This is a genomic window from Siphonobacter sp. SORGH_AS_0500 (genome assembly GCF_031453245.1).
In the GTDB taxonomy this organism is placed as follows: Bacteria; Bacteroidota; Bacteroidia; order Cytophagales; family Spirosomataceae; genus Siphonobacter.
The window spans coordinates 4,699,618-4,726,360 of the sequence record NZ_JAVIYT010000001.1 but is presented as its reverse complement, the minus strand read 5'-3'; the positions used below and the strand labels follow the sequence as shown (position 1 = coordinate 4,726,360).

Here is a 26,743-nt window from a genome sequence, read left to right as displayed (position 1 = left end):
TTAAACTACTTACTTAAATAAAAAAAGCGTACAGCAAAGGTCAGTAGGGCCGTGTACGCTTTAACGAAAGATTATAGATAAAAGGAGTGTGTAATTAATTCTACATTGCTCTGTCAATTTTGCTTAAGAGGAAGCGGAATGCGTAAGGGCAGAAGGCTGTACGGCCTGTACATCGACCTGTAAACTGCGGAAATTTACCCCTCCAAAATAAGAAGCAAATGCTACATCGGCAGCATCACGTCCGTACGCTACAGCTAATCGATTGCCTTTAGGCTCCGATTGCGTGGCGTCGAAGGTATACCAGCGATCTCCCACATAGGCTTCAAACCAGGCGTGTAAGTCCATGGGATCAAGTTTATACAGATAACCCACCACCATTCGGGCCGGAATATTGAGACTCCGGCAGAGAGCAATGCCCAAGTGAGCAAAATCCCGGCAGACGCCCACACGTGTCTTAGTAATATCCACGGCAGAGGTTGAGGCGTTCGTAACGCCATATTCATAGCGGACATTCTGATGTATCCACTGACGAATGGCTTCTACCTGAGCATACCCCAAGGAGTAACCTTTAGTAATATCGGCTGCCAGCCAGCCTAGTTTATCTGCTTCACAGTAGCGACTTTGAAGCAGAAACTGCATGACCTCATCGGGAACATTAGACACAGGAACCCAGTCGGCATTCATATGAATGTCAATCTGATCGGCACAGTCGGCAGTGACTCTTGATTCAAGTCGAAAAGGTCCGGGAGGAATCATCAGTCGCTGGCAAAGATTACCGTATGAATCAGTGTATTCGGTAATGGGAACAAGCGGGTCTACGATGTATTCTTCTTTAAGCACAAACTGGCCTACGCCACTGCGAGGACGTAGCATAAAAACAGCTGGAACCAGATAGAGAGCTTCCAGTTCAATTTGACAACTAGCTTCAATAAGCATATAGGGGTGGTGTTAATCAGAGGAGATAACCTTGAAAAAGCTAAGCCAGTTTTTCAGACTAGGCTTTTGGGTAAAAATAAGAAATAGGTGGCACTAAATTTTCAAATAAATGGGGATGTGTTGCTCAAAATGCTCTAATTCCAGGCTGAAAATGCAGATTTTATAATTTCTTAACTTCCCACACGCATGGATTCGAATGAACAAAGACAGATATTGAATTTTTTATATGCTGTTTGTAGTGATCGACTTGAGCAATACCGAAACGCTCAGGATGAAATTAAAGAACCCCATTTTAAGGAATTGTTTAGCCACTGCGAGCAGGAGTCGGCGGAAATGATGTCAGAAATTCATCAGTTACTGGAGCAACTGGGACTGGAGTGGGAAGAACAAAGCACTCTTTCCGGCGATTTGCACAACCTTTGGATTGACTTCCGCTCTAAACTTTCAGGACACGATACCAAGGCTATCTTAAAAGCTTTATTATGTGCAGAAGAAGCAAATCTTGCCAAGTATGCACAGGAATGCGACCAGATACAACTCAGTGAGGATAGCGTACAAACCCTATTACTCAAACATTACGGGGAATTGAAAAATGCTGTGCAGAGGCTTCGGGACTTCATTGAAAAACACGAAAAAGCAACGGAATTGCATTCAGAATAAAAACGCTTATAAATGAAAAAAAGACACGTTCCTGAAGAGCGTGTCTTTTTCATTTTTGCCAAGTTGTAAGTAAAACGGCGGGAGATATGGTAAAGTTTCACCTTTGAAAAATAATGCGATTATTTTCAGGAAAGTTTTTCAATTCGTCCTGTTTTATAATAAATCGCCCAAAAACCGCAGGCGGCCATGACGCAGAAGGTTACCATCAGCCACCAAACCATAGTAAAACCCATCCGGCTAATGAACTGCGTTCCGATTAGCGGAGCCGAAATCTGAGCGATGGACCAAGAGGCAGTATAGATAGCCGTGTATTGGCCACGATTGTGGGGTTTTGCCCGTTGTAAAGCATAGGTATTCATAAAAGGCATGGCCAACATTTCAGCAAAAGTGGCCGTTATCATCGCAATAACTAACCACCAGACGCCAAAGGTGACATTGAAAATAAAGTAGGAGCAAGCCACTAGTATACTTCCCATAGCCATCAAGTGTAGAGAAGGGTACCGATTTTCGAGTTTATGAACCAGCACCATTTCAATACACACAATCAGGATTCCATTCAGGGCCATTAAGGTACCGATCTGGTCTTCGGGTAAATGATACACCTGTTTATAGTACAGCGGAACAGTGGAAAATAACTGGAAAAAGCTGATGGCAAACAAGGTCACAAAAATCATGAAAACCAAGTATTTATAATCCCGGTAAGCCGAGTCGGTAGGGCTGGATTGTTCGGTGACTTCTTCGGAAGAACGGGAAGTTTTAGGTAAGATCAACCGGAGGAGAATAGCCGCGGCGATGCAGGTGCAGCCGTCTACCCAGAATAAAAGTGAGTAATTAACCGAAGCCAGCCACCCACCCACCGCCGGTCCTACTGACCAGCCCAGATTTAAGGCCAGACGATTTAATGAATACGAACGCGTTCGGTTTTCGGGTCTACTATATAATGCTACTGAAGCCGTCACGGCGGGGCGGAACGCTTCGGCTACGCTGCCCAGAACGAAAGTACCCAGACAAAGAGCTTCGAAGGATTGAAGCTGACCCACAACAATGAACATCAGGCCACCCAGGCCCAAACTCATCCACATGACGTTATAGGCTCCCAGTCGGTCGGTTAAGCGTCCGCCCACGAGGGTTCCAACGATGGAGCCTACGCCAAAAAGAGCCATGACGACGCCGGACTTATCAATGCTTAAATGCAGGGATTCCGTTAAATAAACTCCCAAAAAAGGAATTACCATGGTGCCGCAGCGGTTAATAAACATAACGGCTGCCAGTAACCACACCGATCGCGAGAGGCCACTGTAGGCTGAGCGATATAACTGAATGATCATGATCAAAGGGGGAAAGAGCGATAAAGATAATCATTCCCGGAGGTCTGTTCTTGTCGGGACGTTATTTTTGAAAACCAGTCCATAACTAACCAGTCATGAATAAAGATGCTTTACTCCAGGCGGCTCACTTTTGTGCCTACCAGGAACGTACCGTGCAGGATGTCAAACAGAAGCTCAAGAGCTGGGATGTATCAGAAGACGACTCCGAAGAAATCATCGGGCGGCTCATCGAGGATGGATATTTGAGTCAGGAACGTTATGCCCAGTCGTTTGCCCGGGGAAAATTTAGAACCCGGCAGTGGGGACGTTTGAAGATTGAACAGGAAATGCGTCGGAAAGGTCTCGATAGCGAAGATCGAAAAACGGGATTAGAGCAAATTGATGAGGAGCAGTACCTGGAGTCTTTAAAAAATCTGTTGAAAAAGAAGGACGCTTCCCTGAAAGATGAGGATCCCCGCGTTCGCAAGCAGAAGCTGGTTCGCTTTGCTCTGGGGAAAGGCTACGAGTCCGGTTTAGTCTGGAAAATTCTTGGCGAAGACTGGGAATAAGTGGCTCGGAGTTTTTAATGCATTAGGCCTCAAAACGCACGTTAAAGATGGATTTTGGTAAGGTTTCACCCGAAAAAATAGATCAGATAAACTTTCAGCTTCCACCGGATCATCCGGTGACAACCCAGGTTTTAGAAGCAGCCCCAACGCCGAACGAATTTCGGGCCTATGTAGGTTGTCCGGTTTGGCATGAAAAGAGTTGGTTTGGTAAAATTTATCCCTTTGGATTAAAAGAAAAAGAAGCCCTGCCACACTATACCGAGCAGTTCAATACCATCGAACTCAATACAACGCATTATCAGATTCCAAGTGATGAGACGATTGAACGCTGGAAGAAGGCGGCTACGCCGGGCTTTACGTATTGTCCTAAATTCCCGCAGGTCATCAGTCATGAGAAAGAGCTCTTAAACGCCGAGGAGGCCACGGCTTACTTTTGCCAGCAAATCCTGAAGCTGGGCGAGCACCTAGGGATTCCTTTCTTACAGATGGGCCCGGCGTATACGCCTCAGAAGGGAAAAGGGCTGGTAGAGTTTTTCAAACAGATCCCTTCCGGGCTATCCATTGCCATCGAGTTCAGGCATGCGGACTGGTTCAATCAGCCCCGAATCTGGGCTCGTACCTGCGAAGTGGTGGCTGAAGCGGGCCACGCTCTGGTCATTACGGATGTTTCTGGCCGGCGGGATGTTTTGCACCAAAGTCTGACGATTCCTAAAGCGGTGTTACGTTTTGTGGGTAATGAGTTACATCCCACCGATTACAGCCGAACGGATGCCTGGATTGAACGATTGAAAACCTGGAAAGAAGCTGGGTTAGAGGAAGTATACGCCTTTATTCACTGCGGTCAAAGTGAATGTGCTCCTGAATTGGCTGCCTATTGGGTGGAACAGTTCAATACGCACTTAAAGACGGATATAAAGCCACCTCGGTTTCTGCCTAAAGTTGACCAAATGGAGCTGTTTTAGTGCTAAAACAAGACCGTTGAATAAGTTTATTGGTACTTACCTAGCTATATACTAAAAGGCTTGGCTATTTTATTGATATTTATTAATAAATTGGTTGATCATACTTAAATAATTTGTATTTAGTACGATCACTAATTATGAAAAAAAATATTTTATGGATTAGTTTATGGCTATTGTCTCTAGCCAGTCTACAGGCTCAGCAAACGCTGGTAGTAAATGAGATAATGGCTTCTAATAGCCATTCAGCTAGTGATGGTTCTGGTGAATTTGAGGACTGGTTTGAGATTTACAATGCTTCCTCCACTACCATCAACCTGGCCGGATATTATCTATCAGATGATGCCGCTAATCCAAAAAAATATAAAGTTCCTGCGGGCTCAGGCACTACCCAGATTCCTGCCGGAGGGTTTCTGGTTATTTGGGCTAGTGAGGCCATAAATCGTGGACCTTTGCATACTAACTTTAAGTTATCAGCTAATGGTGAACAAGTAATTATTACTTCTCCCGATGGTATAACTACGGTAAACAGTGTCACGTTTGGCTCGCAAAAAACGGATGTTTCTTACGGACGAAAACCGGATGGCAGTAATGACTGGCTTTATTTTGTAAACCCTACTGCCGGATCTAGTAATAATGCAGTGGCGGGTTTGGCTGAGCTTTTGAAAGCACCTAGTTTTTCGCAACCGGGTGGTTTCTACGCTCAGAATATAAACCTAAGTATTTCTTCACAGGATCAGGGGACTATGATCTATTATACGCTGGATGGTTCAGAGCCAACCCCAGATAATTTAACGGCAAAAACCTTCACGTATAAAAATCAGTATCCTGAAGGGCCAAATCAGGGCTTTGGTCCTTTATTATCGGCTAGTTATCAGTCTTATGTTTATACCGGTCCTCTTACCATCAGTGATCAAAGCTCTAGTTCGAACAAACTTTCCGTAAAGTCATCTACTGCTAATTATGACCCGAATTTTTATTTCCCAACGAGTCCGGTTTTTAAAGGAACCGTAGTAAAAGCCAAGGCTTATAAAGCCAACGCCTTACCCAGTGAAACAATTACCCAAACCTTTTTCATTACTCCCAACCCCAATCGGTATAGCATTCCCGTAGTTTCAGTTTCACTGGAAGAAAAACACTTGTTTGACTACAATCAGGGTATATACACGGCTGGTGTCACCTTTGACAATAAACGAATTGAGGATCCTAATTTTTTTGCGACAGAATTCTGTACCAAAGGAAATTTTACGAACGAGGGAGAGGCTTGGGAGCGAAACGGTAACGTAGAGTTTTTCTCTACTAATACTACGGTAATCAATCAACCTGTTGGTTTACGAATTCATGGGGGATGTTCCAGTAGTATCTTCAGAAAAAGCCTGCGTTTATACAGTGATAGCGAGTTCGATTATCCTTTATTTACCGACCGGCCCTCTACTTTAGCTCATAAACGACTGATTTTAAGAAGCGGGGGTAACGATTACAAATACTCTTTACTAACGGATGCCTTTATGCAGAAAATGGTAAGGCATTTACCCGTAGCTACGCAGGCCAATCGGGCAGCAGTGGTCTTTTTAAACGGTGAATATTGGGGCGTTCACACGCTTGACGAACGTTACGACAAATATTACTTTAATAAACTTTACCGGGTTGCAACGGATTCCTTGGATTTGCTGACACTATCCCTTGGTATAGAGGTTGATGAAGGCGATCACACCACCTATGATGCCTTTTACAATTACTTTGCTAATAACAATCCAGTAAACTATACCTACGTGAAGACCTTAATGGATGTAGAAAACTTCACGGATTATTACATTGCTGAAATCTTCAGTTCTAATACCGATTGGCCTCATAATAATCAGGTTTTGTGGCGAAAACGAGTGACTCCCGGCACGCCAACCAATCACTATGGTAATGACGGACGCTGGCGTTGGGCATTGAAGGATATGGACTATGGTCTGGGACTGATGAATCAGTCTAACCATAATACGCTGGCAACAGCTACGGATAACGGTGTTTTTGGCGGTTATACTCGTTACCTGAGACGCTTGCTTGACATTGATGAGTTTAAAGTCTATTTCATCAATCGCTTTGCCGACTTACTCAATACCACCTTCAACCCAACACGGACGAGTGCAATGCTGACGGAAATGAAGAACGAATATAGTCCAGCTATGCAGGAGCATTTTACACGTTGGCCAGAAGGAAACACTTATCAGGGATGGTTGACGAATGTAGAAAAAATCAGGACATTTATTCAGCAGCGACCTGACTTTGTGCGGGAGCATATTCGTAACAAATTTGGATTGCCCGCTAATTACAACTTGACGCTGGGGGTATCTAATACTGAACAAGGATACATCAAAATTAATACAATAGAGTTAGTGCCCAGCACGGCGGGGGTTAGTCAAAACCCTTATCCTTGGACGGGAAGTTATTTTCAGGGCAATCCCATTAAGGTAACGGCCCGGTCTCGGGTGGGTTATAAGTTCATGCACTGGAAAGAAGCGAATACTATCATTAGTACGGATAGCGTCTATACCATCGCAAGTTTAAATTCAGCCCGAAGTCTGGAGGCCGTTTTTGCTTCAGATGCGGTAATTAAAGTAACGCCTACTCCCTACGCCTTGGCTCAATGCGACTATCGGATGGAAAGCTGGTCTTCTTCAGCCACAGCTGGTACGTATCCGCCCCATATGCAGTTTGTACATATGTCAACAGAAGATCCCACCCTTGTCGCTACGGTAGCGGATACCGTACTGGGTCTTTACAATCATACCTCTCGTACGCGACTTAACGGATTGAATGAAAATGGGTTTTCCTTTATTAACACTAGTGTTGATAATACCAATCCAGGGTATATACCTGGTCGTTTAGGCGGTGCTTTATTGGCCTTAAACACCCAAAATATAACCGAAGCTCAGGTGCAGTGGACGGGTGGAACCGTAACGGCAAATACTCGTCCCTATCGTATTCGTCTGCGGTACCGGGTGGGTAATAGTGGAGATTTTCAGGATTTACTCGATAACCAGAGTAATCCAATAGAATACGTTCGTAACATCACTGGACATAGTCAGATGATTGGGCCAGTGGCTTTACCCACGGCAATTTTGAATAAACCTTATGTGCAATTACTCTGGCAGTATTACTTCATGGGTACAGGTTCGGGGGCTCGCGATCAATTACGGGTAGATGACATCATCATTACCCGTGGCAAATGCGAAAGTGTAGCTTCGGGTATCTGGAGCGTTGCCAGTACCTGGAGTTGCGGTCGAATACCAACGGTTTGTGATGCCGTTACGATTCGATCTGGGCATACCGTAAAAGCTCAGAAACTGGTCACGTTGGGTAAAAGCCTTCAGATTGAAAACGGCGGAGTTCTTCAATATTTTGAACCTAACGCTACGCTAAACGTTTCTACGAATCCGTAGAATTATCTACAGGAGCAACCTAATTCTCAAAAAATACTCTACTTTTGCCCTATGAATTGCACCGTATTTCATCATCATCCTCACGCATTAATCCGCTCCAACAGGCTGATGTGATTCCGGTTTCCTGATACTGTCACTACCGAATAACAGATATGAACGCCTGATTCCAAGAATCGGGCGTTTTTTTATTCATTTCTCTGAATCAAAGCAATGAAAACCGTTATTATCAAATACAACGCCGGTAATGTACAGAGTGTGCGTTACGCTCTGGAACGAATCGGGGCGTCTTACCTCTGGACCGACGACGAAGAGGAAATTCGTTCGGCGGATAAAGTCATTTTCCCTGGTGTAGGCGAAGCTTCCACAGCCATGGCATATTTGAGGGAAAAGGGTCTGGATCAGGTTATTCCGACTTTAAAACAACCCGTTCTGGGAACTTGCGTGGGCATGCAATTGATGTGCCGCTTTTCCGAAGAAAATAATACGGACGCACTAAATATTTTTCCAGTGGATGTCAAACGTTTCCCCAGCGGGTCGTTGAAAGTGCCGCACGTGGGATGGAACAACCTGTACGACCTGAAGTCGCCCTTAACTAGCGGGTTAACGGAAAATCCCTTTGTCTATTTTGTGCACAGTTACGCGGCCCCCGTTAATGAATACACGGTAGCGACTTGTGACTATGTGGTTCCGTTTTCGGCCATGTTGCATAAAGACAATTTCTATGCGGCTCAGTTTCACGCCGAAATCAGCGGTAAGGAAGGACAAACCATTCTGGAAAATTTCCTGGCTTTATAATCAAACGAACCAGACGTGAGGAATCACGTTTCTACAAAACTATAACGTAACGGAATGTACATTATTCCCGCAATTGATTTGATTGAAGGCAAGGCCGTTCGATTGACTCAGGGCGATTATTCCCAGAAGACGATTTATAATGCCAATCCGCTCGAAGTGGCCAAAGAATTTGAAGGAGCCGGACTGATGCGTTTGCATTTAGTGGATTTGGACGGAGCTAAGGCCAAAAAGGTGATTAACTACAAAGTTCTGGAGCGGATTGCCAGTCAGACTTCTTTACACGTGGATTTTGGTGGGGGTGTTCAGTCGGATGAAGACTTAAAGATCGTTTTTGAAAGCGGGGCCAGACAGGTAACAGGGGGCAGTATTGCCGTAAAAAATCCAGATCTGTTTGAAAGCTGGCTGAGCCGCTTTGGTGGAGAGAAAATGATTTTGGGTGCAGATGCTAAAAACGAACGCATTGCGGTGAGTGGTTGGGAAGAAGGTACCGAACTTTGGGTCTATGATTTTGTGAAAAACTGGGAGGAGAAAGGTATTCAATACATTATCTCTACCGACGTAGCCAAAGATGGCTTACTTCAGGGACCCAGTTTTGACCTTTATAAGAAATTGCAGGAACAGTCCCCCGAGCTGAAGATTATTGCATCGGGTGGGGTAAGTAGCATGGATGATTTAACCAAACTCGCCGATATGAATGTGTACGGTGTGATTGTGGGCAAGGCTATTTACGAAGGAAGAGTTACCCTAAGTGATTTACGTACGTTCGCTTAAAGAAAATCAGGCATGTTAACCAAACGCATTATACCCTGTTTAGATATCAAAGATGGACGCACGGTAAAAGGTACCAACTTTGTTAATCTTCGCGACGCGGGTGATCCCGTTGAACTGGGAGCCCTTTACGCTGAGCAAGGAGCCGATGAACTCGTCTTTTTGGACATTACTGCCACGGTGGATAACCGCAAAACCCTGGTGGACTTGGTTCGTAAGGTGGCCCAGCACGTCAATATTCCTTTTACCGTTGGCGGCGGTATCAGTTCGGTTGAAGATGTTTCCGCCTTACTCAATGCCGGAGCCGACAAGATCTCCATTAACTCGTCGGCGGTTCGCCGTCCCGAGCTAATTGATGAACTGGCTCTGCAATTCGGTTCGCAGTGCATCATCGTCGCCATCGATACTAGGGAAATTTCGGTGCCTGTTCAGACCATCAGTCACCAGGAAAGAGTAACCGACCGTTTTGGCTCCGAACGTGTTAGCTCACACGATGAAAAGCTCATTATCGAACACATTGTGCATACCCACGGGGGAAGAAAGCCTACCGAGCTTCGCACGATTGCCTGGGCCAAAGAAGCTCAGGAGCGGGGAGCAGGGGAAATTTTATTAACCTCGATGGACGCCGACGGTACCAAAGCTGGTTTTGCTCTGGATTTAACGGCTACCGTTTCAGGAGCGTTGAGTATTCCGGTCATTGCTTCGGGCGGGGCGGGAAACATGGAACACTTCCAGCAGGTCTTTACTACGGGTAAAGCTGACGCAGGGCTAGCGGCCAGTATTTTCCACTTCCGCGAAATCGGTATTCCGGATTTAAAAAATTACCTTAAAGATCAGGGTCTTCCCATTCGTATCTAAGTCATGGAATCATTGGACTTTGCCAAGGCGGGGGGGCTTATTCCCGCTATTATTCAGGATGTTCTTACGAATAAAGTTCTAATGTTGGGCTTTATGAATCAGGAAGCCTATGAAAAAACCCAGGCTGAAAAAGTAGTTACTTTTTTTAGCCGGACTAAAAATCGTCTTTGGACGAAGGGGGAAACCTCAGGTAATTTTCTGAACGTCAAGGAAATTCGGGTGGATTGCGATCAGGATACCCTGCTAATTAAAGTGGAACCCGTCGGCCCGGTCTGTCATACAGGAGCAGATACCTGTTTTTCGGAAGAAAATCCTCGTTGAAATACATTACACGTATTAATAAAATCTATTATGTCAGTTGAGTTTTTAAATACTCTGAAAACCATCATCCGCGAGCGGAAACTATCGCCATCCGAAAGCTCGTATACGGCTAAACTTTTCGCCCGGGGCACAAATAAAATTGCTCAGAAAGTAGGAGAGGAAGCTGTGGAATTAGTAATCGAAGCCATGTCAGCTAATGACGAACTCTTCAAAAACGAAGCTGCCGACTTACTTTTCCATTACCTGATTTTACTGGAAGATCGCAATATTGATCTCGACGAAATCATTGCTATTTTAGAGGAGCGTCACCAGCAGCGGAAGTAAAATCGACGATTCTGAGGCGGAGAAGTAGATTTGGTACGAAATTTTTTTAGTAGTGCTTAAACTTTAATCCTTCTCCTTATGGGTCTCATTGTTCGATTATTAATTAATGCCGTTGTGGTATACCTGGTGGCAAGTTTTCTGCCGGGGGTATCCGTTGCCGGTTTCGGTACTGCTTTAATCGTTGCCGTTGTGCTGGCATTACTAAACACCTTTGTTAAGCCTATTTTACAGATTCTAAGCCTACCCATTACTATCCTGACATTAGGTCTGTTTCTATTGGTAATCAATATTTTAATTATCAAGCTAGCAGCTGCTCTCGTCGATGGTTTCTACGTAGAGAACTGGCTGATTGCCTTGATTTTCAGTTTTATAGTCTCGCTGGTTTCGAGTGCTCTGGGAGCGGCGGCTGAAGATTAGTTGCTTCTAGATAAGTAACCAAAGAAAAACCTCTTGAAACGGAAATCATTTCCCAGTTTCAAGAGGTTTTTTGCTGTACGTATAAGTCCATCCTGTAAAAAGCGAATAAGGCTAGTCCACAAAGGATAAGAAATAAGAGCAGGCGATCAAGTGTAGGTCAACGCATCAGAAGATGGCAACCCTAAAAGCTAGGCTAACTTAACATCAACGGCGTTAAGTCCTTTTTTACCTTCCTGAACGTTGAAAGTTACCTGATCATTTTCACGAATATCATCATTGAGACCGGTGATGTGTACGAAAATATCTTCGCCACCTTCGGTAGGAGTAATGAAGCCAAAGCCTTTCGATTGGTTAAAGAATTTTACTGTTCCTTCTTGCATGGTAATGTTTAATTAAATGAAAAATTGATTGATATTTTTTGATATGGTTCCGGTGTTAGCGTTTTGAGTCTAGTGTTCAGAAACGATAAGCAGAGCACGTACGCTGGTATTTTCATAGCTGGGTTATTGCAAAACCGGGATACGGGAACCAATGAGTTTTTGAATGTTAGTAAAATCTGCCTTTTCTTCCTGATCACAGAAGGATATGGCAACGCCGTTCATGCCCGCCCGGCCTGTTCTACCAATGCGGTGAACGTAGGTTTCAGGCACGTTGGGAATTTCGTAATTCACTACGTGTGGGAGTTCTTCAATATCAATACCCCGAGCAGCTACATCGGTAGCTACCAGCACACGGATACGGCTATCGCGAAAATCACTCAAGGCACGCTGCCGGGCGTTTTGCGATTTATTACCATGAATGGCTGCCGCGTGGATTCCCATTTTGCTTAACTGCTTGACCAGTTTGTCCGCACCATGTTTAGTACGGGTAAAGACCAAACTACGCAAAATGTCCACGTCCTTCAGTAAATCAACAAGTAAACGGGTTTTCTCGTTTTTGTTGACAAAGTAAACCGCCTGTTTCACTGTTTTTGCCGTAGAAGAAACGGGGGTTACATTAATTTCAACGGGTTGTCTTACGATGGTATTGGCAAATTTTCGAATACTGGTGGGCATCGTTGCTGAGAAAAACAGCGTCTGTTTTTTGACTGGCACTTTGGTAAGTACTTTCTTCACGTCATTCACAAACCCCATATCCAGCATTCGGTCGGCTTCGTCTAATACTAGTATTTTAATCTGAGAGAGACTAATCAATCCCTGTTGAAGCAAATCCAGCAGGCGGCCCGGCGTAGCAATGAGAATATGTACCCCTCTTTTGAGAGCAGCCACTTGCTTACCCTGAGGGACTCCGCCAAAAATAGCCAAGTGTTTTAGAGGCAAATACTTACCGTACATTTTAAAATTATCATCAATCTGAATAGCCAGCTCCCGGGTCGGTGTCAGGATCAAGGCCTGAATACCGGCTTTGGGACTCGAATTTGAATGAAGTAATTGTAAAATAGGGATGGCAAATGCTGCCGTTTTTCCGGTTCCCGTCTGAGCACAGCCAATAATATCACTGCCTTTTAAGATGGTGGGAATGGCCTGGGCTTGTATTTCCGTGGCCTGGGTATATCCTATCTCGCTAAGGGCTTTATAAATAGGAGATATAAGGTTAAATTCCTGAAAGTTCATTAATGTATGTACCGAACTATCGGTTTGTTATTTTGATGGATTAACGGGCCAAAAAGCCCATTGAATAGTAATAAAATCACCTCCCAAAACTATCATTTGATTGATCGTACCATTTGAATATTCTGACTAATGGATAAACGATTGGTTCAATTTTAATGGTGTGGAGGTAACTTGCTTTTTTACTATTATCCTTGATAATCAACAAAATACACCAGTAAATAATGAACTATATGCCTAAACCAGGCTTGCTTTTATATGGACTGAATGGTTTTTTACTGCACAAATGCAGATAAATGACTACTCTTTAGTGCAGTCTAAATACACACAGGGTTTAAATAAATTTGATTTTATAAAAGGGACAACTGAGGAAGCGAAAACTGCTTAGAGGGGAAGAAAATATTCCGAGCTAGATCAGAAGTAGCAAAGGCAGAAACTTTTATATGGTAAAGTTACATATAATTACCACAATGATAACTATCGCTTGTAATTTATAGTTCAATTTAAATTTACTTTTCTTTTTCATCCTCTGATTAAGGATGCTTTCTATTACAGAAAAGCCCGTTTAATCTTTATTTCATTAATCATAATTCACCTGAATCCACAGCGTTTTTACCCGGCCCTGATCGTCCACGCAGGAGATTTTTACCTTTCCTGCCGAAGGCTGACAAAAGACGGATTGCTGAGGAGCCGCCGAGCCGACTAAAACATCATTTACATACCAGTAAAGTGTCTTGGTATCGCTGGCCGTCTGGGCCGTTAGAGCTAACCGGGTCTGGTCTTTGCGGTTCAAACGGTAGGTTGACCCTTCCACTGGATACGTAATTTTCAGCGGAGAAGCATTCCCAAATACCCGGGTGCAGGAAGGATTATGCGGCGGAATTTTTTCGTAGGAGATATGGCGGGCTTCGTAATACTGCGTAAGCTGAGGCGGATCATTGGGAAGAAAAACCTGCTCAACGCCCGTTTCAGGCATGCAGTAAGGACAATAACTCATGCGACGCCGGACATCCAGCCAGACGCTTTTTTTGTGCTCGCAGACTTGGGTGCTGGAAACGCCCGGCAAGTAATAATCTTCGATTTGATGGGTACAGAAAGAACTGGGAATTTGCCCCGTTTCCTGACAAACCATTCGGTGCGAAAGTCCTTCGGGCTGAGCGAACCACTGAGCCGTAGAGTTATAATCAATGCTATTAAAGATCTCGAACAAAAGCGGCGTGGCAATATTGGCTCCGTTAAGTTCGGGCACGCCTTCGCCGGAAAAATTTCCTACCCATACACCAACGGTATAGTGAGCGTTATATCCGATACTCCAGGCGTCTTTCTTACCAAAAGAAGTACCCGTTTTCCAGGCAATGCGGGGCAGCCGGTAGGTGTAGGCGTAGTTATTAGGTAAATCGGGACGAGTAGGCTGGGTAAGAATCTGATTAATGAGAAAATTCGCTTCTTCACTAATCAGCGAAGTGGGGTTATGAAATTCTGGTTTTTGCAGGTAATAGGCTTTGCTAAACTGGCCCTGATTGGCAAAGCTGGCAAATAGGGTGGTTAACTCTTCTAATGTTACACCGCAGCCGCCCAGAATCATGGAGAGGCCCAGTTTGGAGGATTGCTTTTGAATGGTTTTGAATTCCGCTTTTTTGAGTTTTTCGAGGAAAGCTGTCGTTCCCAACTGGCTTAATACCTGAACGGCGGGGACATTAAGCGAATTAGCCAGGGCAAATTCTACGCTCACTTTGCCATGAAACTGCTGGTCAAAATTTTCGGGTTCAAACCCCTGAAAGTTGGTAGGAACGTCGTAGAGAATCGACTTGGGCGTAAGTAAGCCCGCATCAAAAGCCGTCGCGTAAAGCAGAGGTTTAAGCGTGCTACCGGGTGAACGAATGGCTCGAATCCCATCCACCTGTCCGCCGTCAGTGTTATCATTAAAGTCGGCAGAACCTACGTAAGCTTCCACGGCCATCGTACGGTTATTAATCACCAGTACAGCCGCATTGCGGATGTTCATCGCTTTCAAGCGGCTGACGTAGTTATAGGTTAACTTTTCAAGCGTGGATTGCCGGGCTCTTTGAAGGGTGGTTTTGAGAATGGGAGTATATGGAAGTTCACTTTTTAGTCTGAGGGCCAGGTGCGGAGCCGATTGTGGAGCGGCTACTCGTTTGGCCAGTAAAGGCTCGGCAATGGCATCCGTAATCGTTTGCGAATCAAATAACTTTTCTTCTTTGAAGTGTTGTAGCCAACGGTTTCGTTCGCTGAGTAAATAGGTGTTACTCTTACCGGGGCGAAGGCTGCTGGGGCGGTTGGGAATAATCGTCAAGGCCATTACTTCGGCCAAACTTAAGACTTCGGGAGGCTTTTGAAAATAGAGTAAAGACGCTGCTTTAATTCCCTCAATGTTAGAGCCGTAAGGCACCAGATTAATGTACAACTGAAGAATTTCATCTTTGCTATAATGGGCTTCGAGCTGAAACGCCCGCAGAATTTCAATGCCCTTACTCAGGTACGTGCGAGGGCGAGGTTCAAGCAACCGCACCACTTGCATGGTAATGGTAGACGCTCCCGAGCTTCGCTTGTTGCGGCTGAGGTTTGTAGAAAAGGCCCGGACCAAAGCCAGCGGATTCACTCCCGGATGGTAATAAAACCAACGGTCTTCTTTATGGATAAGGGTTGTGCGAAGCGTAGGGCTGATTTCTTCAAGTTCGGTATAAAGTCGCCATTTATCCTCTTCATTGAGAAAAGCGTGCAAAACCGAACCATCAGCCGCCTCTACCAGAGTGGAATACCGTGGATTTACCCGGAAGGGCAGTAAAAAATCCAGCAACAGGAGTGAGGCTGCCGTTAATAGAAAAATCCATACTGCTTTAGTGAACCGCATGGAGAACAAAAGGGGCTATAAATCGTCTACTACGTAAGTCTGAGCGGCCAGATCGTGCACGCACTGATGTAAACGGTTAAAAAGACCGAAGACGTATACCATATAAAAGTAGCCGCTGATTTCCTTCACTACGTTACGAAAAAGTGAATCTTTATAGGACAGGGGTTGCCCCGTTACTTTTACTACCTTCAGCTTTAGAATGCGTTTGCCAATAGTAGCCTGGTATCGCGAGCTTTCCTGGAGAAAACGGTAAAAGAAGCTAACGGGGATGGCAATCATCAGAAATTGGTAATAGACTTCGTAAAAGGCTTCAGGATTGGCATTAACCTGTTGAATATCCAGATTGAAGAGGGGAATACCTACCAAATACGCTAAGAGAAAGGAAAGAATATTAATCAGGATATTGTCAATTAAATTGGCCAGAAAGCGATTTCCTACACTTGCCAACACCAAATCTTCGGGATTCTGCATAAACTGAGCTAAAATGAGTCTACAAATGTAAAGGCTTTTAGCGGCCAGCAAAGCAGTTTTTTTAGGGTTAAAGCAGAATTTATTAGCCTATTTATTGACTTTCCAGTCTATATGTATTCTCTTTGTGTACGAATAGTTGCTTTGCTAATTATTTACTTATACTTCATCAACAGCGGTTCTACAACTCCCTTTGCCTGAATCGTCCCAATGATTTGGGCATAGGGCTTGTAGGACTTTCTCGCTCGACTTTCCTGATTCTTCCCACGGATAAAGACGTTTGTTACGGGCCTTTTAGCTAATACCCTAGGCTAAAGTGTCTATTTTTAGTTTTCAAATCCTACATTTGAAGTTAAATCATTCGGCAGCTACCCCTAACTGCTTCATCAACGACACCGACTTATCATGACTGCTTCCGATCAACGAGCCTACTTTTTTAAAATTGACACGACTATTAAAAAAGTCCGTTATGTTTTTCAGAAGCGATTGGATGAATCGGGCATGGAGCTGACGGTAGACCAATGGGTATTACTCGATCATATTCAGCATTTTCCGGGCATTAGTCAGAATGCACTGGCTGACAAAACGGCCAAGGATAACCCTACCGTTACCCGAATTCTGGATATCCTCGTTAAAAAAGGCCTCATTGAGCGGCGGATGGCTGAAGAAGATCGCCGAAAATTCAATCTGCACTTAACCCCGGCGGGCCTAGATAAATTTCATGCCGCTTTCCCCGTAGTAGCCGAGGTAAGGAAAATCGGCTGGGCCAATCTTTCCGATCAGGATTTCGACGATTTAGTACGAATCCTCGACACTATCTATCTCAACATCACGGGTTAGTTCAATTTTGAAGGAGTGAAGGGGGGAATGAGTGAATAAGTAATGGAGAATTTTGAGGGATGTGATAGCAAAGATGAAAGGGCATTAGCACTGTTCGTCCGCGACTGTCTTTCAGAGCGAAAAACCTTCTTACCCTTCAAAGCCGCCCCAACCGCAGGAGTTCTCTCACTACATCTAGTCTAACAGAGGTAATTTGTTAATGGGTAATTTTAAGTGATCCCATGCGGCTAATGAAATCAATGGATGACAGTCACTCCACTGCATTTAATCATTCTCTCACTCTTTCATTCAAAATTGCTGAAGTTCAACATTTGTCATCACGCCATAACTTTCATTTTGCAGCCGATCCAGCGAAGTCACTACGTAACGGTAATTCCCTGGGTTGGGGGGAGTATCGGTGTAGGAAAGCCGTGAGGCGTTGAGAATGGCCAGTATTTTAGAGGCGTTATTCAGAGCAATGGGTTCGTTATCCCGGAAGCGGTACACCACAAATTGCCGGGGTCGTTCACCATCAACGGCGGCAGGAGGTAACTGCCAGTTCATGATCACCTGATTATCCTGCTTGCGTACTTCAAATTCCTGCGGGGGTAAAGGCGGTGTTTTGTCCTTCCAGGGCATGGTTGGTACTAACGCTGGTAAGCGGTACAGATCCTGACGCAGGGTGTCTTGAAAGCCCTGATAGTTATTAATCAGCGAACGCGAGCTAAAGTAAATGCTACCCTGAATTTCCGGGTGTGTACGGTTAAATCGAATCTGAATGGGCATTTCGTCGGCTTTCTCCCAGCCGTTTTCTCCGTTCATTCGATAGGCTCCCTGTCCGATGTAAAGGTGCTTGCCAAAGCAATTTTTTCGCCACCATTCCACTAATGGCTGATAGGGCACGAGTTTATGATTGCGGTGAAAATAGACTTGAGGAGCAATGTAGTCGATCCAGCCCATTTTTAGCCATTTCCGCGTATCTGCGTACAGATCGTCATAGGAACTGAGACCACGGGTTTCGGAGCCGTCGGGAGCCAGCGAACTACGGTTTCGCCAGATGGCAAAAGGACTAATCCCAAACTTAACGTAAGGCTTATGAACCTTAATGGAATCCGAAATCTGATGGATTAACTGATCGATGTTATCCCGCCGCCAGTCGTGGATGTTGGCAAAACCGGCTCCGTATTTATAAAAACTAACCTGATCGTTTAAAACCTGCCCAACTACGCGGTAGGGATAAAAGTAATCGTCAAAGTGAATGCCGTCGAGGTCATAATTCTTAACGAGGTTAACCACGATCTGGGTAATGTAATTGCGAACTTCGGGAATGCCGACATTGAAGAGTTTCATACCGTCGTAGCTTAGCATCCAGTCGGGATGCTGGCGGCTGACGTGATCGGCAGTAACGTTGGGATGACCTTTAAAAACGGCCCGGTTGAGGTTAAGCCAGGCATGAAATTCCAGCCCTCGGTTATGCGATTCCTCGATCATGAATTCCAGCGGATCATAGAAGGGCTCGGGAGCTTTGCCTTGCTGGCCCGTGAGCCACTTAGACCAGGGCTCAATGGACCCTTTGGCGTAATAGGAATCGGCAGCATCGCGAACCTGCACAAACAAAGCGTTCATGCCCGATTTCTGGTGCTGATCAATAATTTGTCGAAAGGATTGTTGCTGAGAAGCCGTATTATAATCTCCCGGCTTAGGCCAGTCAATGTTATTAACCGTGGCTATCCACACGGCCCGAAGCTCACGCTTGGGAGAAATCTGCTGAGCACCAACTTGCCCACACACACATAACCAGAAAACGAAAAGCAGGCGTACACTCATTAAACCAGAAAGGATCGGATTGAATAGCAAAATAAGAGTATTCACGGTGACAAAACACCATAAATAGGGTAAAACTGCTTCTACCTAAAGCTATTCATGAAAACCGCTACTCCCCTGAAAAGGTTATGAGTAGCGGTTATTCTTTTTCTATTCCAGCTCTGATTTGGGGCTGATAACAGCCGGACGGCGTCTGGCCCGGCGTTCTAACAGCAGAAATAATGGAGGAATTAATAAGGGAGCAAAAAGGAGCGTGGAAGTAAGTCCACCGATGATTACAGTAGCCAGGGGCCGCTGCACATCCGAGCCAATTCCCGAGGAAGTAGCCGCCGGAACCAGACCAATGATCGCGACAATCATAATGGCCATAATTGCCCGAAGCTGTTCTTTGGAAACTTCGTAAACGGTTTCAAATAAATCACCCCCTGCCGTTTTCGCCCGATTAAGGGCCGAAACTAGTAAGACACCTGCCATAACTGAAATCCCGAAAATCGACACAAAACCTACCCCAGCCGATACATTGAAGTTATATCCCCGCATCAGCAAAGCGGTAATGCCGCCACCTAAGGCAAAAAGAATACAGGTTAACGTCAGGAAGGTATCCTGGAAATTTTTAAAGAGCAGGTATAAAAACAGGCTTACCACGACAACCGTCAGCGGAATGGTTAATAAAAGTTGCCCGCCGGCTCGTTCCAGGTTTTCATACTGGCCGCCGTAGATGACTTCGTAGCCTTCGGGAATGCTAACCTTGCCCTTGATCTTACCCTGTACTTCTTCTACAAAGCCGCCCTGATCCCGACCCCGAATATTGGTGCGGACGGTAACCATGCGTTTACTATTGATGCGGTAAATGTTGGTTTGGCCCTGTACATACTTAATGTCAGCCAGCTCGCTCATGGGAATTAAGGCACCTGAGGCCGCCGGAACCTGCAATTCCCGAATCACGTCAATTGAGTTACGGCTTTCGGGGGTAAAACGAATGACTAGATCATAACGGCGGTCTTCATCGTAAATCGTGCCCACATCCTTACCGCCAATGGCCGCTTCAACCATGGTTTCAACGTCAGAAACATTGACGCCGTAGCGGGCCGCAGCCTGTCGATTCACCTGAATGGAAAGCTGATCCTGTGGGCCTTCCTGTTCAATATTTACCGCCACTGCTCCTTTGGTTTGTTTGACGATGGCAGCAATGCTATCGGCTTTGGTGCGGAGCAAATCCAGGTCATTTCCCACGACGGAAATAGCTAAATCTGCCGCCGAGCCCGTTACAATTTCCATAACCTGATCAATAATAGGCTGTCCCGAAGAAAAGAACGAACCGGGAAAGGTATTCTGAAGCTCGGTTTGAATCCGGGCCACGAGATCTTTTTTTCGTAGACTATCCGTCCAGGTAGCGTAATCCTTTAATCCCACGAGAATTTCGGTTCGGTTGGGAGGGAAAGGGTCGGTTCCCGTATCATTTCTTCCGGTTTGGGTAATGACAAAATCAACGGGGTAATTTTTAGCAATAATCTGCCGGATTTTAGGAGCAATTTTGGCGTTTTCCTGAATGGTAACGCCCGAAGGCATAAACGAACGCAGGAATATCGAGCCTTCATCCAGTTCAGGAAGAAATTCCGTTCCCAGTTTAACGCCCATGCCAATCATCACAAAAACGACTGCGAAACCGATGGTTAATACTAGCTTAGGTCCGCGAAGTAAGTGTGTGAGCAACCGAGCGTAGCCTTTTTCGAAGGGATTCAGCAGGAAGTTTTTATGCTCTTTTGCGGGCTTAGCCGACGGGTCCAGCGATTTTTTAAAGGCAAAAGATACCAGCACTGGGATAAAGGTGAGAGCCGCCAACATGGAACCTACTACGGCAAAAGCCAGGGTTAGGGCCATGGGTCGGAAGAGTTTTCCTTCTACCCGCTGCATGAGCAGAATGGGTAAATAGGCCAGAATGATAATGGTTACGGAAAAGAAAATTTCCCGACCTACTTCCTGAGCTGCCGAGAGGGTAAGGGGAATAATGCCCCGCTGTTTTTCTTCCTGCGTGGCCGAACGATACCTTCGAATCAAATGCTCAACCATCACGCAGGCTCCATCGACAATGATACCAAAGTCAATTGCTCCTAGGGAAAGAAGGTTAGCTGGAATGCCCGCAATTTTCATGAGCATGAAGGCAAACAGCAGCGAAAAGGGAATGGTAATGGTCACCACCAAAGCCGCCCGGAAACTACCCAAGAAGAGGACCAAAAGTACAATGACAATCGAAATGCCCTCAAACAGGGTATGGGCTACCGTTTCTAAGGAGTGATCAATTAAAAAGCTCCGGTCATAAAGCACCCGTAGGGTAACGCCTTTGGGTAAATCACGAGCCTGTAATTCGGCCATTTTGGCTTTCAGGGCTTCCAGAGCTTCGCTGGGGTTTTCGCCCCGCCGAAGCACGACGATGCCTTCTGTTGAACCCGTAATGTCAACTTTAGCTTCTCGTACATTATAGCCCAGAATACCCGAAGGAGCTGGCGGAGAGATTTCCACCCGGGCTACGTCGGATAGGAAAACAGGCACGCCGTCAATGGCCGTAAGCACGATGGTTTCAATGTCCTTGGGCGTTTTTAAAACGCCTAATCCCCGCACGGCAAAGCCCTGTCCGCCCCGGTCAATGAGGTTACCGCCCGTGTTCTGGTTATTTTTGCTGACAGCCTCCATGACGTCCGTAAGCTTGAGATTGTACTTTCGAAGCTTGGTGGGGTCTGTTAGGATATGAAATTCTTTTAGTGGCCCGCCGAACGTTACCACATCCGCAATGCCGGGAACTTGCAGTAACTGCGGTACAATTCGCCAATCCTGTAAATCCCGAAGTTGCATGGGCGTATAGGTTGGCGGAGCTTCCACGACGTAACGGAAAATCTCGCCCACGGCGGTGGTCAGCGGAGCTAGCTCGGTGGTTACTCCATCGGGCAATTCGGCAGCGGCAATGCGTTCAAGAACCTGTTGTCGGGCAAAGTAATCCGTGACGGTTTCGTCAAAATTGAGCTGAACTACTGATAACCCAAAAATCGTACGTGATCGGCGATCCGTGACGTGGGGGGTGTTATTAAGAGCCCGTTCAATGGGAATGGTGACTTGTTGTTCGACCTCTTCGGCTGCTCGTCCATCGTACTTGGCAATGACAATGACGTTGGTATCGGCAATGTCGGGATAGGCTTCGATTTTGAGCATTCGAAAGCACCAGTATCCCAGACCCATCATGGCTGTTGCCAGGGCAATAACCACCCACCGATTCTTGAGGGAAAACAATAATAAACTGCGAATCATCGGGAATGTTAGCAAAGACTATTGGCCCAAAGCCAAGGGTCGGTTAGAAAATTTCTATGGGGTAAGCAATGATTTGAATCCGGGGAGAAAAGCTGCGAATCTCGCGAAGGGTAGCTCTTACCTTTTCCGTTTCTTCTTCAAACAGAATCACCACGGGCGGCTCGTCAAAGGAAAACAAAGCTCCGGGCTGAATAATGCGATGGTTCCCAATGCCACTAATGCCTTCAAACACCGAAGCCTGAGCAATGTCATGAGCGACCAGCCATTGCAGTAAGGTTAAGTATAAGGGATGCCCGTGAGCATCCATTTCGTCTTTATTAAGTAAAATCTGAGCCTGAAGCATCATGGTAGTTTTCAGTTTTCTGTTAAGAGTTTGCCGTTTTCGAATTAGTAAATACTAGAGGTTAGGAAAACTTGCCCCTTACTCATTCTATCATTCACTCCTTCAACATTAAAGCCCTAAAACCCGAAGCTGATGCCTTTGAGCTGCATGACGTTTTCCGTTACCACCTGTTCTCCGGCTTTAAGACCCGAGAAAATGACCAGGGCGTTACCCGTTTGCTGGCCCGTCGTTACCGAGCGGCGTTCGTAGGTCAAGGGCTTGGTTTCCACAAAAAGATAATCCTTACCCTGAATGGTCACCACGGCGGACTGGGGAACTGAAAGGTAATTCCCTTCGGCCAGACCAAAACGTACCGTGGCAAACATGCCGGCTTTGAGTTTTCCGCCCGCGTTATTAACCAGAATACGAAGTTTGATCATGCGGGTCTGAACATCAGCGATTTCGTTAATGGCCTGAAGAACTCCAGAGAATTCCTCGTTTGGGTAAGCGGTAAAGGTTAGCTTGCAGCTCTGACCTTTTTTCACACGGGTAAGCTGACTTTCGGGCACCTCGCAAACCACCCAGGCCGTTTGAGGACGTGCTTTTAATAATAGTTCTGCCGGAAAACCACCCATTTGCAGCCGGGCTTCGTGCTCAATGACGGCGGCTTCTTCGTTATCCAACTGGGTTTCGGCTTCGAGTACATCCCGTCCCGTTCCGGCTCCGTTAGCGGCCAGATCTTTGGCCCTGCTTACGTTGACTTTAAGCGTTCGGATGTTAATGCGGTGTTGAAGCAGTTGTGTGTAATGAGCAGCTAGTTGGGCATCATTAAAGAGAACCAGGTTTTGATTTGGGTTTTCCTGAGAAGCTAGTACGGTCGCCGCTACCTGAGCCGGTGCTTCAAAATGAGCCACCAGATTACTCGTGCTGGCAGTAATGGTTTTAAAGGCCGAAGCCATTTCCTTCGTAGGTAAAATGAGTACTTTGCCGTCCTGCTCAACGGTGGGGCGTAACAGTTCGGGTGGGGCTTTCTTTTCGGTTTTCTGACAGGCCATTATGCTCAGAAGCAGGGCCAAAGCCGCGATATATTGATTCATTACCATTGAGAGATTAATCCAGAACTGTATAAGACGTCAACAAAACTTTTTCGGTATTCAAACAGGGCATCGTAATAGGTCTGACGGGTGTCATACCAGGTACGCTGGGCTTCGAGGTAATCCACCAGCGTGGTAGCTCCCTTGAGATACGCATAGCGAACCGAAGCCAGTACTTTGTCCGATTGTAGCAAAAGCTGCTCGTATTGCTGAAGGGTTCGCTGATGATTTTGAAAGGATGTTAAGGCATTTCTGAGTTCGACGCTGATGCGTTTTTGGAGAAAAGTAAGCTGATCCTGAGCCTGTTGTTGAAGAATTTTAGACTTCTGAATTTCCCCCTGATTCCGGCTAAAAACGGGTAACTCAAAAGTCAGGAACACACCCGCGTAGGGGATGGCATTCTGTGGGTTCCAGATGGCTCCCATTTCATTGGCTGGTTTGGCCAGTACCTGTTGAAGCTCCCTATTTCGATTAGCCGCTTCCAGACCACTGCGGGCGGCCAGTACGTCCGAACGCTGGTTCTGGGAATACGTTAATAAGCTATCTACGCTGAAAGGTGAAAGCATGGGATCGTTAATGTCAAGCTGGATACTATCGGGCTGACCCATCTGAATGGTAAGCTCGGCCAGTTCATTCCGATACAGTTGTCGGGCCGTGCGAAGTTGCAGGGCATTTTGCGTAGAAAGCACTTCCGTCCTGGTAAGGTCCGTTGTACTAACTACCTTATTGCGGAGCCGCACCCGGTTGAGATAGACCAGGCTATCCAGGTTAATCTGGGTTTGTTCCAGAAGCGTCACCTTCGTAGACGCGTACCAGGCATCCAGCCACAAAAGAGCCGCATCGCGAAGTACATTCCTTGAGGTTTCCTTGACGTTATTGGCTGACAATTGAGTAAGCCCCTGAGCCAGACTTACTCGTCGGCTGCGTTTACCGTAAATATCAAATTCTTTGGTAAGCTGGAGCCAGAACTGCCGATTTTGGCGACTTAAGAAGGTACCATCGTTGGGCAAATGCCGAGGAGAAAGTTGAAAGAGGGTTTGATTATTCAAGAAAGGATTACTCTTCAATCCAGCCGTAATTTCATCCGATTGGGTTGCGGCAACATCCAGATTTTGCAGTCGTAGGGTAGGGTTACTCTGGCGAACTTGTTCGAGGGTTTTTCGGAACGAGTACAGCGTCTGGCCCCAACTGGAGCTCACCACGAGCATTACCAACCCGATGGTCAGTGCCTGTATTCTCATGTATTAACGTTTTTGGGGATAATAAATCAGGATATGCACCAGTCTAAAACAGACTGATGCCTGATAGCCGAGATAAGACGTTAGAAGGCTATGAAAGTCAAATGGCCGCTAATTTCGTTTTTGGAAGTGGAAAAGGATGGTTTGGTAGTGTTAATTTTTGATGAAATAGTGGTAAGGAAGTGGTTGGGTTTGGGCGTATTACGTCTGGCAAAAAGAGCAGATTTAAGGGGCAAACGCAAGTAATGTAGATTAGAAGAGTATTAAAAAACCTGGTAAGGTGATAGGAGAGCAGAGGGAGTAAAAGGCAGAAATGAAATCGGATCGTTCAGGTTCTGAAAAGTATTCAAAAGTATTTTTCCAGAACATAAAACAAAAAAACGGCATTGATGGAATTCAATGCCGTTTTAGAGATGTGGTAAAGGGCGGGTTCGAACCGCCGACACACGGATTTTCAGTCCGTTGCTCTACCAACTGAGCTACTTCACCTTATTTTCTTGTCCCTGACTGGTGTGTTTTGGGACTGCAAAAGTAGTGACTGAAATAGCCGAATGCAATACCTGTCTGAAAAAATTTCCCAAAAAAGTTGTTAATGATTGATTATCAGGATGAAAAATTTTCAAAAAAATCTAAAAGCCGGATCATAACTAAAAGTTGCTCAATCAGAACTATCCCCGTATGTTTGCACACAGTCTAAAATAGATGCCATATTTTTGATAACCGCTGAATAATCAAAATCAATAGGTAGGAATTATTCACACAATCAAAGAAGCGTATTACTAGTTAAGTCATGAATATAATTATTCCCATGGCGGGGATGGGCAAGCGGATGCGGCCTCATACGCTCAGTATTCCTAAACCTCTTATTCCTATTGCCGGAAAACCGATCGTACAGCGTCTGGTAGAAGATATTGCCAAAGTTTGTGCGACTCCCATCGATGAAATTGCGTTTGTCATTGGTGATTTTGGACAGGAAGTAGAGCAACGCCTGCTGGCCATTGCCGAGTCAGTAGGAGCGAAAGGACGCATTTGTTACCAAAATGAGCCTCTGGGTACAGCTCATGCTATTTTGTGTGGCGGTGAAAGCTTAAAAGGTAACGTGATTGTTGCCTACGCAGATACATTATTCCGGGCGAACTTTCATCTGGAAACGGAACAGGATGCCATTATCTGGGTGCAGGCGGTGGAAGATCCCAGTGCGTTTGGCGTGGCTCAGGTCAATGAAAACGGCGAGATCATCGGCTTCGTTGAAAAACCCCAGACCTTTGTTTCAGATCTGGCCATTATTGGCATTTATTACTTCAAGGATGGAGAAAACCTGAAGAATGAATTACAATACCTGGTGGATCATGACATCAAAGTATCAGGGGAATATCAATTAACCGATGCCATTGAAAACATGCGTCGTAAGGGAATGAAATTTATTCCCGGTCAGGTGCAGGAATGGCTTGATTGCGGTAATAAACAGGCAACGGTTGAAACCAATCGCCGTTACCTGGAATTTGTGAGCGATCAGAATCTGATTCACCCTTCGGTGAAACTGATTAATTCCGTCGTGATTCCTCCCGTTTTTGTGGGGGAAAACGCCGTGATTGAAAATACCGTGCTGGGCCCTCACGTGTCGGTTGGAAAGAAAACCAGCGTGAAAGACTCCGTGATCCGCAATTCCATCGTACAGGAAAATACGGTGATTGAAAGCGTAAATCTGGAGAATTCAATGGTGGGTAATTTCGTGCATTTGACCAGCAAAGCTGCGGATCTGAGTGTAGGAGATTACAATTCCATTACAGTATAGGAATGCTCTTCATAACGACTGAGTAATCAACTTTTTAGTTGAAAAATCAGACTGAT

At 45.6% G+C, this 26,743-nt stretch carries 21 protein-coding genes, 1 tRNA gene and 1 pseudogene; 11 read left to right on the top strand and 12 right to left on the bottom strand.

The window, feature by feature from the left end:
- Window positions 1-123: 123 nt before the first annotated feature.
- Window positions 124-936, bottom strand: a complete 813-nt coding sequence (locus QE357_RS19800) for a transglutaminase family protein (protein WP_106637007.1) — start codon at window positions 934-936, stop codon at window positions 124-126.
- Between the two features lie 186 nt (window positions 937-1,122).
- On the opposite strand from QE357_RS19800, the gene QE357_RS19795 reads away from it, so the two are divergent.
- Window positions 1,123-1,596, top strand: coding sequence for a PA2169 family four-helix-bundle protein (locus QE357_RS19795; protein WP_309711112.1), 474 nt, complete (start codon window positions 1,123-1,125; stop codon window positions 1,594-1,596).
- Between the two features lie 125 nt (window positions 1,597-1,721).
- Here the strand turns inward: QE357_RS19795 and QE357_RS19790 are convergent, their stop codons facing one another.
- Complete coding sequence (locus QE357_RS19790) at window positions 1,722-2,924, bottom strand: MFS transporter (RefSeq protein ID WP_309711109.1); 1,203 nt, start codon at window positions 2,922-2,924, stop codon at window positions 1,722-1,724.
- A 95-nt stretch (window positions 2,925-3,019) separates the two neighbouring features.
- Between QE357_RS19790 and QE357_RS19785 the strand changes: the two genes are divergently transcribed.
- The 8 genes and pseudogenes from QE357_RS19785 to QE357_RS19750 all read left to right on the top strand — a co-directional run bounded on the left by QE357_RS19785 (window position 3,020) and on the right by QE357_RS19750 (window position 11,345).
- Window positions 3,020-3,472 carry a regulatory protein RecX gene (locus QE357_RS19785; protein WP_307141507.1) on the top strand — a complete coding sequence of 151 codons (453 nt, stop codon included), beginning with the start codon at window positions 3,020-3,022 and terminating at the stop codon, window positions 3,470-3,472.
- Window positions 3,473-3,519: 47 nt separating this feature from the next.
- A complete protein-coding gene (locus tag QE357_RS19780) occupies window positions 3,520-4,434 on the top strand; it encodes a DUF72 domain-containing protein (protein ID WP_309711104.1) in 915 nt (304 codons plus the stop codon).
- Between the two features lie 137 nt (window positions 4,435-4,571).
- Window positions 4,572-7,862, top strand: a complete 3,291-nt coding sequence (locus tag QE357_RS19775) for a CotH kinase family protein (protein ID WP_309711101.1) — start codon at window positions 4,572-4,574, stop codon at window positions 7,860-7,862.
- A 210-nt stretch (window positions 7,863-8,072) separates the two neighbouring features.
- Window positions 8,073-8,657 carry an imidazole glycerol phosphate synthase subunit HisH gene (hisH, locus tag QE357_RS19770; RefSeq protein WP_307141505.1) on the top strand — a complete coding sequence of 195 codons (585 nt, stop codon included), beginning with the start codon at window positions 8,073-8,075 and terminating at the stop codon, window positions 8,655-8,657.
- A gap of 54 nt (window positions 8,658-8,711) precedes the next feature.
- The gene (gene hisA / locus QE357_RS19765) at window positions 8,712-9,428 is read left to right on the top strand and encodes a 1-(5-phosphoribosyl)-5-[(5-phosphoribosylamino)methylideneamino]imidazole-4-carboxamide isomerase (RefSeq protein ID WP_309711098.1); all 717 of its coding nucleotides are present in this window, start codon (window positions 8,712-8,714) and stop codon (window positions 9,426-9,428) included.
- 12 nt (window positions 9,429-9,440) lie between these two features.
- Complete coding sequence (gene hisF, locus QE357_RS19760; protein WP_106636996.1) at window positions 9,441-10,283, top strand: imidazole glycerol phosphate synthase subunit HisF; 843 nt, start codon at window positions 9,441-9,443, stop codon at window positions 10,281-10,283.
- A gap of 3 nt (window positions 10,284-10,286) precedes the next feature.
- Window positions 10,287-10,928: pseudogene (hisIE, locus tag QE357_RS19755) on the top strand (bifunctional phosphoribosyl-AMP cyclohydrolase/phosphoribosyl-ATP diphosphatase HisIE).
- Between the two features lie 78 nt (window positions 10,929-11,006).
- On the top strand, window positions 11,007-11,345 hold the full coding sequence (locus tag QE357_RS19750; protein ID WP_106636995.1) for a phage holin family protein: 339 nt from the start codon (window positions 11,007-11,009) through the stop codon (window positions 11,343-11,345).
- Window positions 11,346-11,533: 188 nt separating this feature from the next.
- On the opposite strand, the gene QE357_RS19745 is transcribed toward QE357_RS19750, so the two are convergent.
- The 4 genes from QE357_RS19745 to QE357_RS19730 all read right to left on the bottom strand — a co-directional run bounded on the left by QE357_RS19745 (window position 11,534) and on the right by QE357_RS19730 (window position 16,298).
- On the bottom strand, window positions 11,534-11,725 hold the full coding sequence (locus QE357_RS19745) for a cold-shock protein (RefSeq protein WP_106636994.1): 192 nt from the start codon (window positions 11,723-11,725) through the stop codon (window positions 11,534-11,536).
- A 123-nt stretch (window positions 11,726-11,848) separates the two neighbouring features.
- A complete protein-coding gene (locus QE357_RS19740) occupies window positions 11,849-12,958 on the bottom strand; it encodes a DEAD/DEAH box helicase (RefSeq protein ID WP_106636993.1) in 1,110 nt (369 codons plus the stop codon).
- A gap of 577 nt (window positions 12,959-13,535) precedes the next feature.
- Window positions 13,536-15,827, bottom strand: coding sequence for a penicillin-binding protein 1C (gene pbpC, locus QE357_RS19735; protein ID WP_309711091.1), 2,292 nt, complete (start codon window positions 15,825-15,827; stop codon window positions 13,536-13,538).
- Between the two features lie 15 nt (window positions 15,828-15,842).
- A complete protein-coding gene (locus QE357_RS19730) occupies window positions 15,843-16,298 on the bottom strand; it encodes an RDD family protein (RefSeq protein ID WP_307141501.1) in 456 nt (151 codons plus the stop codon).
- Between the two features lie 402 nt (window positions 16,299-16,700).
- Here QE357_RS19730 and QE357_RS19725 point away from each other — a divergent pair, with 402 nt between their 5' ends.
- Window positions 16,701-17,135: a MarR family winged helix-turn-helix transcriptional regulator gene (locus QE357_RS19725; RefSeq protein WP_309711088.1), complete on the top strand. Its 435-nt coding sequence runs from the start codon at window positions 16,701-16,703 to the stop codon at window positions 17,133-17,135.
- Between the two features lie 288 nt (window positions 17,136-17,423).
- Here the strand turns inward: QE357_RS19725 and QE357_RS19720 are convergent, their stop codons facing one another.
- The 6 genes from QE357_RS19720 to QE357_RS19695 form a co-directional block, all read right to left on the bottom strand.
- Window positions 17,424-18,986 carry a glycoside hydrolase family 10 protein gene (locus tag QE357_RS19720; protein WP_232793708.1) on the bottom strand — a complete coding sequence of 521 codons (1,563 nt, stop codon included), beginning with the start codon at window positions 18,984-18,986 and terminating at the stop codon, window positions 17,424-17,426.
- A gap of 102 nt (window positions 18,987-19,088) precedes the next feature.
- Entirely contained in the window at window positions 19,089-22,238 is a 3,150-nt protein-coding gene (locus QE357_RS19715) for a CusA/CzcA family heavy metal efflux RND transporter (RefSeq protein ID WP_309711083.1), read from the bottom strand.
- A 43-nt stretch (window positions 22,239-22,281) separates the two neighbouring features.
- Window positions 22,282-22,584: a DUF190 domain-containing protein gene (locus tag QE357_RS19710; RefSeq protein ID WP_106636988.1), complete on the bottom strand. Its 303-nt coding sequence runs from the start codon at window positions 22,582-22,584 to the stop codon at window positions 22,282-22,284.
- Between the two features lie 113 nt (window positions 22,585-22,697).
- Entirely contained in the window at window positions 22,698-23,657 is a 960-nt protein-coding gene (locus QE357_RS19705) for an efflux RND transporter periplasmic adaptor subunit (protein ID WP_309711079.1), read from the bottom strand.
- On the bottom strand, window positions 23,657-24,895 hold the full coding sequence (locus QE357_RS19700; protein WP_309711077.1) for a TolC family protein: 1,239 nt from the start codon (window positions 24,893-24,895) through the stop codon (window positions 23,657-23,659). Before QE357_RS19700 ends, QE357_RS19705 begins: the two co-directional genes overlap by 1 nt.
- Before the next feature lie 413 nt (window positions 24,896-25,308).
- A tRNA-Phe gene (locus tag QE357_RS19695) sits at window positions 25,309-25,381 on the bottom strand.
- Window positions 25,382-25,682: 301 nt separating this feature from the next.
- On the opposite strand from QE357_RS19695, the gene QE357_RS19690 reads away from it, so the two are divergent.
- Window positions 25,683-26,687, top strand: coding sequence for a sugar phosphate nucleotidyltransferase (locus tag QE357_RS19690; protein WP_106636985.1), 1,005 nt, complete (start codon window positions 25,683-25,685; stop codon window positions 26,685-26,687).
- Window positions 26,688-26,743: the final 56 nt, after the last annotated feature.